Origin of the sequence: Flammeovirga pectinis (assembly GCF_003970675.1) — a bacterium.
Lineage (GTDB): Bacteria > Bacteroidota > Bacteroidia > Cytophagales > Flammeovirgaceae > Flammeovirga > Flammeovirga pectinis.
Genome location: NZ_CP034562.1, coordinates 4,862,501 through 4,875,169, shown reverse-complemented (window position 1 = coordinate 4,875,169; position 12,669 = coordinate 4,862,501). Strand labels below are relative to the sequence as shown.

At 34.1% G+C, this 12,669-nt stretch carries 10 protein-coding genes and 2 rRNA genes (1 of these 12 running past the window's edge); 4 read left to right on the top strand and 8 right to left on the bottom strand.

The features are described 5' to 3' along the window. Positions 1–102 precede the first annotated feature (102 nt). The 4 genes from EI427_RS19215 to dtd all read right to left on the bottom strand — a co-directional run bounded on the left by EI427_RS19215 (position 103) and on the right by dtd (position 3,707). A complete protein-coding gene (locus EI427_RS19215; protein ID WP_126617775.1) occupies positions 103–1,071 on the bottom strand; it encodes a PorP/SprF family type IX secretion system membrane protein in 969 nt (322 codons plus the stop codon). A gap of 215 nt (positions 1,072–1,286) precedes the next feature. Continuing rightward, a complete protein-coding gene (locus EI427_RS19210; protein WP_126617773.1) occupies positions 1,287–2,066 on the bottom strand; it encodes a uroporphyrinogen-III synthase in 780 nt (259 codons plus the stop codon). 61 nt (positions 2,067–2,127) lie between these two features. Continuing rightward, positions 2,128–3,258: a DUF4271 domain-containing protein gene (locus EI427_RS19205; protein WP_126617771.1), complete on the bottom strand. Its 1,131-nt coding sequence runs from the start codon at positions 3,256–3,258 to the stop codon at positions 2,128–2,130. Beyond that, positions 3,255–3,707, bottom strand: coding sequence for a D-aminoacyl-tRNA deacylase (dtd, locus tag EI427_RS19200; RefSeq protein ID WP_126617769.1), 453 nt, complete (start codon positions 3,705–3,707; stop codon positions 3,255–3,257). Before dtd ends, EI427_RS19205 begins: the two co-directional genes overlap by 4 nt. A gap of 282 nt (positions 3,708–3,989) precedes the next feature. Here dtd and EI427_RS19195 point away from each other — a divergent pair, with 282 nt between their 5' ends. Both EI427_RS19195 and cdd read left to right on the top strand, forming a co-directional pair. Further along, positions 3,990–4,625: a coiled-coil domain-containing protein gene (locus EI427_RS19195; protein WP_126617767.1), complete on the top strand. Its 636-nt coding sequence runs from the start codon at positions 3,990–3,992 to the stop codon at positions 4,623–4,625. A gap of 101 nt (positions 4,626–4,726) precedes the next feature. Next, entirely contained in the window at positions 4,727–5,215 is a 489-nt protein-coding gene (cdd, locus tag EI427_RS19190; RefSeq protein WP_126617765.1) for a cytidine deaminase, read from the top strand. Positions 5,216–5,224: 9 nt separating this feature from the next. Here cdd and EI427_RS19185 read toward each other — a convergent pair whose 3' ends face one another. After that, positions 5,225–6,235, bottom strand: a complete 1,011-nt coding sequence (locus tag EI427_RS19185; protein ID WP_170178546.1) for a hypothetical protein — start codon at positions 6,233–6,235, stop codon at positions 5,225–5,227. Positions 6,236–6,479: 244 nt separating this feature from the next. On the opposite strand from EI427_RS19185, the gene rnr reads away from it, so the two are divergent. Beyond that, a complete protein-coding gene (gene rnr, locus EI427_RS19180) occupies positions 6,480–8,669 on the top strand; it encodes a ribonuclease R (protein ID WP_126617761.1) in 2,190 nt (729 codons plus the stop codon). Positions 8,670–8,701: 32 nt separating this feature from the next. Next, positions 8,702–9,211: a phosphoribosyltransferase family protein gene (locus EI427_RS19175; protein ID WP_126617759.1), complete on the top strand. Its 510-nt coding sequence runs from the start codon at positions 8,702–8,704 to the stop codon at positions 9,209–9,211. 67 nt (positions 9,212–9,278) lie between these two features. Here EI427_RS19175 and EI427_RS19170 read toward each other — a convergent pair whose 3' ends face one another. From EI427_RS19170 to EI427_RS19160, 3 genes are all read right to left on the bottom strand, one after another. Beyond that, positions 9,279–10,247, bottom strand: a complete 969-nt coding sequence (locus tag EI427_RS19170; protein ID WP_240655332.1) for an alpha/beta hydrolase — start codon at positions 10,245–10,247, stop codon at positions 9,279–9,281. Positions 10,248–10,431: 184 nt separating this feature from the next. Beyond that, positions 10,432–10,543, bottom strand: a 5S ribosomal RNA gene (gene rrf, locus EI427_RS19165). A 123-nt stretch (positions 10,544–10,666) separates the two neighbouring features. Beyond that, a 23S ribosomal RNA gene (locus EI427_RS19160) occupies positions 10,667–12,669 on the bottom strand (it continues 874 nt past the right edge of the window).

Genomic DNA, 12,669 nt, shown 5'->3' with positions numbered 1-12,669 from the left:
AAACTTTAACTTTCAACTTCATTTTGAAACAAAACAAAAATGAATCCAAAAACGTATTTGAATTGAAAAAAAATAAAAAGTTAACTATAAAAAGTACTTTAATTAGTCGTGTCTATATCTAGGTGTACGAATTGCTGATGGTTTCTTACTGCCAAAAGCACTAAAGCTAAATGATAATAAAATCTCATGACTGGTAGGAGCTTTTGCTGTCTGATTCTCTAAAGTATAATCAAACGCATAGCCTATATGCAATGTTCTACTCTTTAAAACGTAGACTCCAGCTAACAAACTTAATGCTTCAATCTCTCTAACTCCTGCACCAACATAAACCCATTCTTGTAAATTTGCGAGTAAAGTAAAATCAAAAGAAAGTGAGTTAAGATCTGATTTCAATAATACTGAAGGTTGAAGTACTACATTATTTGTTACATCAAAAGACATCCCAAACATTCCATTAAAGGACATTCCTAAAGCACTAAAAGGGCTGTTTATACCTCCAACAAAATCTGATTCTAATAAATGCTTAGCAGCAACTCCTGCATATAATCTTTCATTTTGATAATAAATCCCAGCAGATACATCAGGTACAATTGAATTCATTGCTTCTCCTGATTTAAAAAATGGGTCTTGATCATTTACAAAGCGTAGACGATCAGTATTTACAGATCTATCATAAACACCTCCTCTCAATCCAAAAGAAAGTGTACCATTCTTTACTGGAACATAATAAGAGACTGAAACTTGGGCTTCTAAATTACTTAACAATCCTACATCATCATTTACAATATGCAGCCCTACTCCTAAACGTTTAGATTGGATTGGAGCCGATAATGAAAAAAATTGCGTATTTAATGTCCCATCATCGTCAAAAGTACCTTCATAACCTAACCATTGTGTTCTATGGAGTAAAGATGCTTCTGCATTATCTGAAGTCATTCCAACTGCTGCTGGATTATGAAATGGCTTAGAAAACATATACTGAGTAAACTGAGGGTCTTGCTGTGCAATACCTGAGGTTAGAGTAATTAAGAATAATAAGCTACTTAAAAATAAGGGTTTTATTAGCTGCATAATATTAAAGTCAGGTAAAATTTACTACCTATTTTGATTGAGATAAGTAAGGTTGAATAAATAGTTTATGTTTTACAATAGAATTGCTTACTGTTTATTAAATCATCAACCTCTTATACAATTAACAAAAAATTAAGAACCTTTCCATGAAAAAAAGGTAAAAAAAAACGCCACATAAATGAATATGTGGCGTTCAATATTTTTAAATAAAGTTTTTACACTTCATTCGCTTCTTTGATATATAATTCAATTGCACCAGTCATAGATGGAGCATTTGGCAATGGAGCTTCTACATCTAAATGTAAACCTGCATTACGAACTGCTGCGGCTGTTGTTGGACCAAAAGCAGCTATCCTTGTTTCTTTTTGCTCAAAATCAGCAAAATTAGTAAACAAAGATTTAATTCCAGAAGGGCTAAAAAATGCAATCATGTCATAATAAATATTGCTTAGATCTGATAGATCAGCAGCAACTGTACGATAAATAATTGCCTCATTCATTTCTATTCCATTAGCATCCATATAATTAGGAATGTCTTCTTTTCTGATATCAGAACATGGGAATAGATATTTTTCACCTTTAAATTTCTTAAAGAGATCAAACATATCTTTTGCCGTTTTGTAACCTGTAAACAGCTTACGTTTTCTAACAACGATATATTTCTGTAAATAATTAGCTGTTTGTTCAGAAATACAGAAGTACTTCATATCAGCAGGCACTTCAACTTTAAGTTCTTTACATAATCTAAAGAAATGGTCTATTGCATTTCTTGATGTAAAGATTACTGCTGTATGTTCTAGGATATTAATCTTCTGAGTTCTAAACTCTTTAGCCGTCACTCCTTTTACTTCAATAAAAGGGCGAAAATCAATCTTAACCCCATACTTTTCTCCTAATTTATGATAAGGAGAATTTTGATTTGAGGGTTCAGGCTGAGACACCAAAATTGACTTCACAGCTTTCTTCACTTCTTTTCCTGCTATGTCATTTGTCATGTATGTATATCTATTTATAAAACAGCCTCTTGGTAGAGACAAGTTTGTGAGTTATAAGAAATCAACTAAAGAAAACCTTCACAGCAACAAGCGAAGGAAGGAATTCGGTCGCGCAAAAATACGAAAATAAATAGTTATTTCTAAGGTTTACTTGTTTAGATACAGCTATATACACTAAAAAACTTTTTAGAAAGAAGGTAATCCCTAAAAAATAACGCATAAATTCCCATGAAATGTAAAAAGGATTTAATGTCCAAAATACACATAAAACCATGTAAAACAGAACATAAACCCATGTTAATTTATAAAACTCAACACCATGAATTGACGAAATTTGAGAATTTCCAAAAACTCCACCTAAAACATAAATAACTATCAATCTAAAAGCTACAAAAGCTAAAATTGAGAGGATTATAGAAAATATATTTAAAAGAAAAGAAGATACTGTCGAGTTCATGACCTCAGATGTTGCTCTAGATAACCATAAATTTCCAGCTCCAAATAGCATTACAGTTAAACTCGCAACTAATGCAAATGACAGAATAAACATTAAAAATTGTAATGAATTAACTTTATTCATTTCTGACCTTCCTAAGGTTACACCCTCAAAAGATTTCAAAATTTCACTACCTGCAGTTTTTAGTCCACCAACCTTAGATACGATCCCAACTATGAAAAATACTACTAATGACCACATTAATAAATAGGATCTAAAATTAGAGTCTGATCGACTTAATAAAGTTACTTCTTCAGTTTTAGTAATTGATTCTCTTAGTAATGTTGCATCATATTGTTGATCTACCATAAAGCCTAAAGGACATTTACCATTGGTTGTATTTACCACTAGTAATACTTCTCCAGTATTTTTAGCTTCTTTCTTCAATCTTTCATAAGAGAAATAAACAGTACTATTACCTTCCTTGGCAACTTCTTTGAGTTGATTATTTAAAAATACAGCATCTCCATTTGTAAGAACAACCTCTACTCCTAAACCTCCAAGGTATTGGATATCTAAAAGCAAATAAAAGTTTTTTACAAAAGGATGTTCTGATGGGAAATAAGGTACAAAACCTGTTACTTGTTTCTCATAAATAAGCCATTTATCTTCTAAAGGAAAGCTTGATGCTATTCCTTTAGAATACGTAGAGCATATGAGAATAATAGTATAAACTAATATTTTAAGGTGCCTCATTTCTTATCTTTTGTATCGATTATTATTGTAACAGGACCATCATTTAACAATGAAACTTGCATATCAGCCCCAAATTCACCTGTTTCTATTTTTTTACCTAATAACTCTTGTAATTCATTTATCATATTTTCATATAATGGAACTGCTTTATCTGGGGCAGCCGCATTTAAATACGATGGGCGATTACCTTTTTTAGTACTAGCTTGTAAAGTAAATTGAGAAATCAATAAAATATTACCATCTATATCTCCTAATGCTTTATTCATTTTCCCTTCTTCGTCAGAAAAAATTCGCATTCCTACAATTTTTTTTGCTAACCACTTCACATCAGAATCATTATCATTCTGAGCTACACCTAACAATATCATAAAACCACTCTGAATTTGCCCTTTTATGACATTCCCTATTTCTACTTTTGCAGAAGTAACTCTTTGTATGACTGCATTCATAATTATATATTTTGGATAAGATAGATAAGAATTATAGTATAATTATCTAGTCTGATTAAATCTATTCCTCTAAATAAAACACGAATTTAAAAGAACTAATCAAAAGTTTTTAATGTTGACGGATTTTTATGTAATATAATGGCACAAACATTGAACACTGTTTTATCAAAAATAATCTTTATGTCATTTTTGAGATAAAAACTTCATTTTTTTATTCATCCATAAAATAAAACTCTTTTTTCTGTGTTATAAACTTAACACCGTATTGAAAAAACAATTACCATGAAAAGGATCTTTATACTACTTCTAGTAGCTTTTAGTGCAATAGCAATCGACAATGATGCGTTAGCTCAGAAAAAGAAGAAAAGCAAATCTTCTAATGACAAGAAGAGCGAGAAAAAAGAAATTAAAGAGTGGAAAAAGAAATTAAAAGAAACTGATCCATTAAAATTTAGAGATATGACACAAGAGTTAAATACTCTTCGTGGTCAAGCTTCAGGTTTAAAAGCTGAAATATCTAAATTAGAGCAAGAAAAAGAAGCTTTTGACTCTAAGTTAAAAGAAAAAGATAATGAAATTGCTGATTTACGTGCCGAGCTTGATAAGCTTAAAAAGAAGATGGATAACAATGTTTCTGCTTCTGGAGATGACTATGCTAAAGGGGTTGTCTATAAAGTGCAAATTGGTGCATTCAAAAACCGTGATCTATCTAAATTCCAAGACAAAGGAAACTTTTGGATGGAAGATGAAGATGGTTTAAAAAAGTACACTATTGCTTACTTCCGTGATTATGGAGAAGCTGATCAGTTTAAAAAATATATGAGAGCAATGGGTGTTAAAGATGCCTGGATTGTTGCTTATGATGACAATGTTAGAAAAGATATCAAGGATGTAAAACGTAAAGGTTCTGGTAAATAGTACTTTTACAGTATTTTAATCTATTGTTTCTTAATGAAAGCCTTTAGAATATAATTCTAAAGGCTTTTTCTGTATCTTACTTTTCAAAACGAATAGTAATTATGGCAAAAAAAGTAAACCTAAACATTGAAATCATTGCTTACTCTAATCTAGAGGAGTTATCTAATGAAGATCAAAAATTATTATCCCTAGCAGAGAAAGCAACATTTAGTTCTTATGCACCTTACTCTAATTTTAACGTTGGAGCTGCTTTAATTCTTGAAAATGGTGAAATTATTTCGGGTAATAATCAAGAGAATGCTGCTTACCCATCAGGAATGTGTGCAGAGAGAACTGCAATGTATTTTGCTGGTGCAACATACCCTAATAAAACGATAAAGACAATTGCAATTGCTGCGCGAAAAGGAGAAGAGAATACCTTTATACCAATATCTCCTTGTGGTGCATGTAGACAAGCAATGTTAGAATATGAAGCAAAGCAAGAAAAACCAATTAGGGTTATTATGAAAGGTGTAAATGATATTTATGAATTAGCATCCGTTTCAGACCTTTTACCATTTAAATTTACACAAAAAGATCTTTTTGAATAAGAATATTTATTATTGATGAGATTGTTCTATTGCATCAATAATCATTTCTCCATAAGTAGTATTAAGAGCTAGTTTATAATATTTTTTACTATTTACTGGGTCTCTTTTAATTTTATATATCGAATATAAATAGGCATATAATGGTGCTTCTAAATATTTTTGCTGTGTTGAAAGCTGTGGGAATTCATTTTCTACAGCTTTAAATTTATCAAAAGAATTTTCAATCTCATTCGCTTGATATAACCTTATGGCATCAATTAAGAATCCTGCACAATTATAAAAATCACTATTAGAATTTGATAATTGATTTATTTTACTGACAGCTATAGAATCATTTAATAAATTAAAACGTGATAAAACCAGTAACGCATCAAATAAATACCATTCATTATTACTGTATTTATCAAAAATATTATATGCAATCTCTGTTGCTTTTAAATTATTATCATGAGAATAAATCCACATCAAATACTTCTCTGCCTCTGCATTAGTAAAAATGCTATAATTCATTGCCGTTGTTAATTGCTCTATACCTAGTTCTTTATTTCCAGAAGGAAAGAAACTTAAGAAAGGTTTATAAATGGGATGACTTTCAGGGTAAAACTCTCGGTAATAATTATACACTCCTGCAGAAAAATTAAACTCATCAAATTCTTGAATATGCTTAATGCTGTAGCGTGTTAAAGAATATACTTGCTTTGCTTCAGATACAGCTTTCCAAGTAGAACCACTATAATTATAAGCTCTTGCTTTTAAACTCCTTGCTAATAATAAAAAGAATACTGCTTCATTATCATTTTTATCTTTATCAATTATTACTTCACATTTATCAATACAATCATCTAAATAGCCAAAAAACTCACTCATTTTATCATCATCATAATAATCAAAAGGAGTAGATTTCCAATACATATCCATTGCATGGAATAAAGGTAAAGAGGGATGATTAGGCATTAATTCTTTATAATCAATTAACAGACTATCCGCTCTTTCAAAATCCCATTTATACATTGCGTCCATAGTTAAAGATGCACACTTAAGAATCTCTTCATGAACCCAAAGCTTTTTGAGCTCTTGAGCTTGAATTTGAGTAAATAAAAATAAAAATTGAAGGGTTATATATAAACTTCGCAACATAGTTCTATAATCATCGTCCTATAACTAGGATTTTATCGTAATTTAGCAGAAGTAACAAGATGATGACGTCCACCTTTATTTAATATAAGCATCTTGTTTCATCTTTTTTCAGATGTAAATCAAAAACATGTCAAAAGTCAAAAAAAAGAATAAAAAAGAGAATTCTAGAGGAAAGAAAAAGCCTCAAAGAAGAAGTAGCTTGAATTCTCATGTTATACAAAATATTATTGATCTTTTAAATTCATCTCCTGAACATGGGTTTAGTCTTAGACAAATCACTAAGGATGTAAAGATCAAAAGCCAAACAGATAAAGATAAACTAAAATATATTCTTATCAATTTAGCAGATGAAGGAAAGATCAAATTAAAAGGTAAAAATTACCAGTCAATCCTTCTAGACGATGAGTTAAGAACATCTCGTACTGCTACTATTGATTTTGTTAATCCTAAATTCGCATTCCTTGTTGTAGACACCGAGGGTGATGAAAAGGTAGACGATATACGTATTGTTTTACCAAACATGAATAGAGCTCTACACGGAGATAAAGTAGAATTTACTACGTTTTTTAATAGACAAAGAAAACGTGATGAAGCAAAAGTTACAAAGATCTTAAAAAGAGAACGTGATGAGTTTGTTGGTAAACTTCAAATTTCAGATCGTTTTGCCTTTGTTATAGCTTCTGACCGTAAGATGTTTTATGACTTATTTATCCCTAGAGATAAAATAGGTGATGCTCAAGATGGAGATAAGGTTATTGCAAAAATTACTCAATGGAAAGAAAATGATAAATCTCCAATTGGTAAAATAACTAAAGTACTTGGTAAGTCTGGTGAGAATGATACGGAAATTCACTCTATAATGTTTGAATTTGGTCTTCCTTTTGAATTCCCTAAAGAAGTAGAAGCTGAGGCTGAACTTATTGAAGATGAAATTCCTGAAGAAGAAATAGCAAAAAGAAAAGATTTTAGAAATAGAACTACATTCACTATTGACCCACTTACTGCAAAAGATTTTGATGATGCATTATCTATTCGTAAGATGAAAAATGGTCATTATGAAATTGGAGTACATATAGCTGATGTATCTCATTATGTTCAACCAGAAACACAGTTGGAAGAAGAGGCATTAAAAAGAGCTACATCTGTTTATTTAGTAGACAGAACTGTACCTATGCTTCCTGAAAAACTTTCTAATGGATTGTGTTCATTGAATCCAAATGTGGACCGCCTTGCCTTTGCAGCAATCTTTGAGATGGATGAAACAGGTAAAGTGCACAAACAATCATTTGGCCGTACTGTAATTCATTCAGATAGAAGATTTACGTATGAGGAAGCTCAGGAACGAATAGAATCTAAAGAAGGAGACTTCCAAGAAGATATTAATATTCTTAATGATATTGCACATAAATTAAAAGACGAACGTTTTAAAAATGGTGCAATTTCTTTTGAGTCTATTGAACTGAAATTTGATTTAGATGAGAATGGTAAACCTATTGGGTTAACTCCAAAAATCCGTAAGGATGCTCATAAAATGATTGAAGAGTTTATGCTTCTTGCCAATAAAAGAGTTGCTGAGTTTATCTTCCGTAAAAAAGAAGATGGAAAACCTTGTACAATGGTATACCGTGTACACGGTGATCCTGACCCTGATAAGCTTCTTAAGTTTGCAAGTTTTGCTAAACGTTTTGGCTATGATATTGATTTAAGTCAAAAGAAATTAGCACATTCAATGAATGCCTTAACAGGTGAAGTTGAAGGTAAACCAGAACAAAATATTATTGAGCAACAAGCTATCAGAACAATGGCTAAAGCCATTTATACCACAACTCCTGAAGGACATTATGGTTTAGGTTTTGATCATTACACTCACTTTACATCTCCAATTCGTCGATACCCTGATATGATGGTACATCGTTTACTTCAGCATTATCTTGATAAAGGTAAATCTGCTGATGAAAATGTACTTGAAGACAAGTGTAAACATTCTTCTGCTAGAGAAAAAGTTGCTGCTGATGCAGAAAGAGCGTCAATAAAGTATAAGCAAGTTGAATTTATGTCAGAATTTTTAGGCGAAGAGATGGAAGGTACTATATCTGGATTAACAGATTGGGGTATGTTTATCGAACTGAAAGAAAGTAGATGTGAAGGGTTAGTACGTTACCAATCTATGACTGGAGATCAATATATTTTTGATAGTGAAACTATGACCGTAAATGGTGCTAAATATAAAGAAAAGTTCCAATTAGGTGATGAAGTAAGAGTTATTGTTAAAGAGACAAATATTGAAAAACGATCAATAGATTTCGAATTAGCATAATTAAAATATTATAATAAAAATTATATACGATCATGACGACAACTAGCAATGTCATACTTACTCATGACAAAATTGTCCAAAAAATACGTAGGATTGCATTTGAAGTTTACGAAGATAATTTCGGTGCAAAAGAAATAGTATTTGCAGGAATTAGAGGTATGGGGTATCAATTTGCAAAACTTCTGCAAACTGAATTCAGTAAAATTTCTGATATACCTTCAAATCTCACTAAAATTACAATTGATAAAACAGCTCCTGTTCAAACATTTATTGAATTAGATAAAGAACCTGAAAGCTTAGAAGGTAAAGTTATTATTATCGCAGATGATGTTCTTAATACAGGACGTACTCTCGCATATAGTATCAAACCTTTTTTAGGTGTTAGAGTCGAAAAATTACAAGTAGCTGTTTTAGTTGATAGAGGCTACCATAAATTCCCCGTCATACCTAGTTTTGTTGGGTATGAATTATCAACAACAGTAAAACAAACAATAGAAGTTGACTTAAGTGATAGTGCACCTTATACGGTCACTCTAACTTAATTTCAAAACACATTTTATTCTATATAATAATGCCGATAACTATTAAATATAATTATCGGCATTATTATTACTTTGTGCCCATTAAAAATTCTAATGGTATATTTAAGCGTTTACTCCATGATTTCTCGGAGTGATTTTCTCCTTCAAATTTATTAGTTTCCCAATTAGAGTTTGTATATCCCTTCTCTTTCATTACCTCATCAATTCTTAATTGATAAGGCTCGTATTGAGAATCTAGAGTTTCAGTTCCATAATCAAAATATATTTTATGTGTACCCGGATCAGGTAAATGCTTTTGCGTATAAGATATTATGCCATCTGTAATTTTTTGGTTTTCTTCTGCAGAAAACTTTTCAGCATATACCATTGGCCAATGTGTAGATAAACAACCAGCACCTCCAAATACATCTGGGTATTCGCAAATTGCATATAGAGATATTAAACCTCCCATACTTGATCCCATAACAAAAGTATTCTCTCTTGCACTTAAAGTAGAATATTTATTATCTATATAAGGTTTTAATTCTTTAGTTAAGAACTTTAAGTAGTTATCTGAAATTGTCTTTCCTGCAAGTCTTTCCTGTATTACTTTATCTAATAATTCACTCGATAATCCATCCAATGATTTTTGAGGTAAATACTCTGATGATCTATATTTTCCATTATTAGGTATAGCTACTACAATACATTCCTGTATTTTACCTTTTGCTAATAAGTTTGATACATTTTCATCAACCATCCACTCTTGCTTATTCCAAGAAATTGTAGAATCAAATAACATCAATCCATCATGCATATATAAAACACTATACTTCTTATTTGATGAATAGTCATTTGGTAACCACACATCAATAAGACGTGAGTCTATATATTTAGATTTAAAGTTTTCTATTCTTTCTAGAGTACCAGAAGTAACTTTAGGCATAACATTATTAGATGCTGTACCAACTACTTTAGCAGGTTTTTGTTTTTTCCCTGTCGAACATGATAATATAGTTCCAATTAAGAAAAATGATATTATTAAATTTTTCATCATAAATTATTAGTTTAACACATACAATAATATAAAACAAAAGGCTTTATTTTCTAGTTTTATTAGCCATTGGTAATATTATTAATAGTTTTTCATATTTGTATACCATTCTAATACTTTAAAAAAGTATAGCCACAAAAAAAGGTTAGTCAACATCTTGTGTTAACTAACCTTCTATATATAATGAATGTGGCGTCGACCTACTCTCCCGGGGGTTAACCCAGTACCATCAGCACTGTGGGGCTTAACTGCTCTGTTCGGAATGGAAAGAGGTGAACACCCACGTCATTGACACCATCAATATCTTAATGTCTTTGATCATCGAATCTAATCACTAATACCAAATAACTCTTCTAAATAAGTTATTTGACAGTGAAAAGGAAAAACTTTGCTAGCACTCTATTACTAGAGTGCTAACCGTAAAAGAAAAGCTCTTGGGCGATTAGTACTTCTCAGCTGAATGTATCTCTACACGTACACTTGAAGCCTATCAACGTCATAATCTATAACAACCCTTATATGGAAATCTCATCTCGAGGTGGGTTTCGCGCTTAGATGCTTTCAGCGCTTATCCGCTCCACACATAGGTACCCGGCGATGCTCCTGGCGGAACAACCGGTACGCCAGAGGTGTGTCCAACTCGGTCCTCTCGTACTAAAGTCAGAGCCTCTCAAATTTCCTACGCCCGCAACAGATAGAGACCGAACTGTCTCACGACGTTCTGAACCCAGCTCGCGTGCCACTTTAATGGGCGAACAGCCCAACCCTTGGGACCTTCTCCAGCCCCAGGACGTGACGAGCCGACATCGAGGTGCCAAACCTCCCCGTCGATATGAGCTCTTGGGGGAGATCAGCCTGTTATCCCCAGAGTACCTTTTATCCTTTGAGCGATGGCCCTTCCATGCGGTACCACCGGATCACTATGTCCCACTTTCGTGCCTGTTCGAAATGTCTCTCTCGCAGTCAGGCTCCCTTATGCCATTGCGCTCTTCCGACGATTGCCGACCGTCGTGAGGGAACCTTGGAAAGCCTCCGTTACTCTTTTGGAGGCGACCACCCCAGTCAAACTACCCACCAAACAATGTCCGGACATTTAGCCCGTTAGACCGTCGAACAGGAAAGGGCGGTATTTCAACAATGACTCCAAAACGCCTAGCGACGCTCCTTCACAGTCTCCCGCCTATCCTACACATTCCTGGCCAACGGCCAACGTTAAGTTGCAGTAAAGGTTCATGGGGTCTTTTCGTCCCGTTGCGGGTAAGCGGCATCTTCACCGCTACTTCAATTTCACCGAGCTCATGGCCGAGACAGCGTCCAGATCGTTGCACCATTCGTGCAGGTCGGAACTTACCCGACAAGGAATTTCGCTACCTTAGGACCGTTATAGTTACGGCCGCCGTTTACTGGGGCTTCAATTCAGAGCTTCACCGAAGTTAACTCCCCCTCTTAACCTTCCAGCACCGGGCAGGTGTCAGGCTATATACTGAATCTTTCGAGTTCGCATAGCCATGTGTTTTTGTTAAACAGTCGCCTGGACTTCTTCGCTGCGGCCTCTTACAAAAGTAAGTAGGCGCCCCTTCTCCCGAAGTTACGGGGCTAATTTGCCTAGTTCCTTAGCCATGAATCACTCGAGCGCCTCGGATTACTCATCCTAACCACCTGTGTCGGTTTGGGGTACGGGATCCAATAATATAATCTTAGAAGGTTTTCTCGGAAGCGTTTCGTATCGTTATCACATTGACCGTAGTCGCTATGTACTGTCTAGTTTCCCCAAGGACTACGCATTTAACTATAGTCCCTATAGGTACACTATTCAACGTGCTATTCCGTCAGCACGCAGATACTGCATCACTCCGTCACTCCATCAGTATTATCGGATGCTCAGGAATTTTGACCTGATATCCATCGAGTATGCCCTTCGGCAATCCCCTTAGGTCCCGGCTAACCCTGGGACGATTAGCGTCGCCCAGGAAACCTTGGTCTATCGGCGGGCAGGTTTCTCACCTGCCTTATCGTTACTTATGCCTACATTTGCTTTTCTAACAAGTCCACAACACATCACCATGCTGCTTCGACCCTGTCAGAATGCTCCCCTACCACTCGTGCTTACGCACAAATCCATGTCTTCGGTGGATAATTTATGCCCGATCATTATCGATGCTCTGTCGCTCGACCAGTGAGCTGTTACGCACTCTTTGAATGAATAGCTGCTTCCAAGCTAACATCCTGGCTGTCTCAGCGACTGAACCTCCTTAGTTCAACTTAATTATCACTTGGGGACCTTAGACGATGGTCCGGGTTCTTTCCCTCTCGGACTAGGACCTTGGCACCCTAGCCCTCACTGCCGGTAGTGTTTGATGGCATTCGGAGTTCATCTAGATTTGGTAGGATATGACTCCCCCGCATCTAATTGGTAGCTCTACCT

Excerpts from the sequence above, each read along its gene's own strand:
- EI427_RS19215 (WP_126617775.1), bottom strand. The coding sequence starts at position 1,071 with ATGCAGCTAATAAAACCCTTATTTTTAAGTAGCTTATTATTCTTAATT.
- EI427_RS19210 (WP_126617773.1), bottom strand. The coding sequence starts at position 2,066 with ATGACAAATGACATAGCAGGAAAAGAAGTGAAGAAAGCTGTGAAGTCA.
- EI427_RS19205 (WP_126617771.1), bottom strand. The coding sequence starts at position 3,258 with ATGAGGCACCTTAAAATATTAGTTTATACTATTATTCTCATATGCTCT.
- dtd (WP_126617769.1), bottom strand. The coding sequence starts at position 3,707 with ATGAATGCAGTCATACAAAGAGTTACTTCTGCAAAAGTAGAAATAGGG.
- EI427_RS19195 (WP_126617767.1), top strand. The coding sequence starts at position 3,990 with ATGAAAAGGATCTTTATACTACTTCTAGTAGCTTTTAGTGCAATAGCA.
- cdd (WP_126617765.1), top strand. The coding sequence starts at position 4,727 with ATGGCAAAAAAAGTAAACCTAAACATTGAAATCATTGCTTACTCTAAT.
- EI427_RS19185 (WP_170178546.1), bottom strand. The coding sequence starts at position 6,235 with ATGGACGCAATGTATAAATGGGATTTTGAAAGAGCGGATAGTCTGTTA.
- rnr (WP_126617761.1), top strand. The coding sequence starts at position 6,480 with ATGTCAAAAGTCAAAAAAAAGAATAAAAAAGAGAATTCTAGAGGAAAG.
- EI427_RS19175 (WP_126617759.1), top strand. The coding sequence starts at position 8,702 with ATGACGACAACTAGCAATGTCATACTTACTCATGACAAAATTGTCCAA.
- EI427_RS19170 (WP_240655332.1), bottom strand. The coding sequence starts at position 10,247 with ATGATGAAAAATTTAATAATATCATTTTTCTTAATTGGAACTATATTA.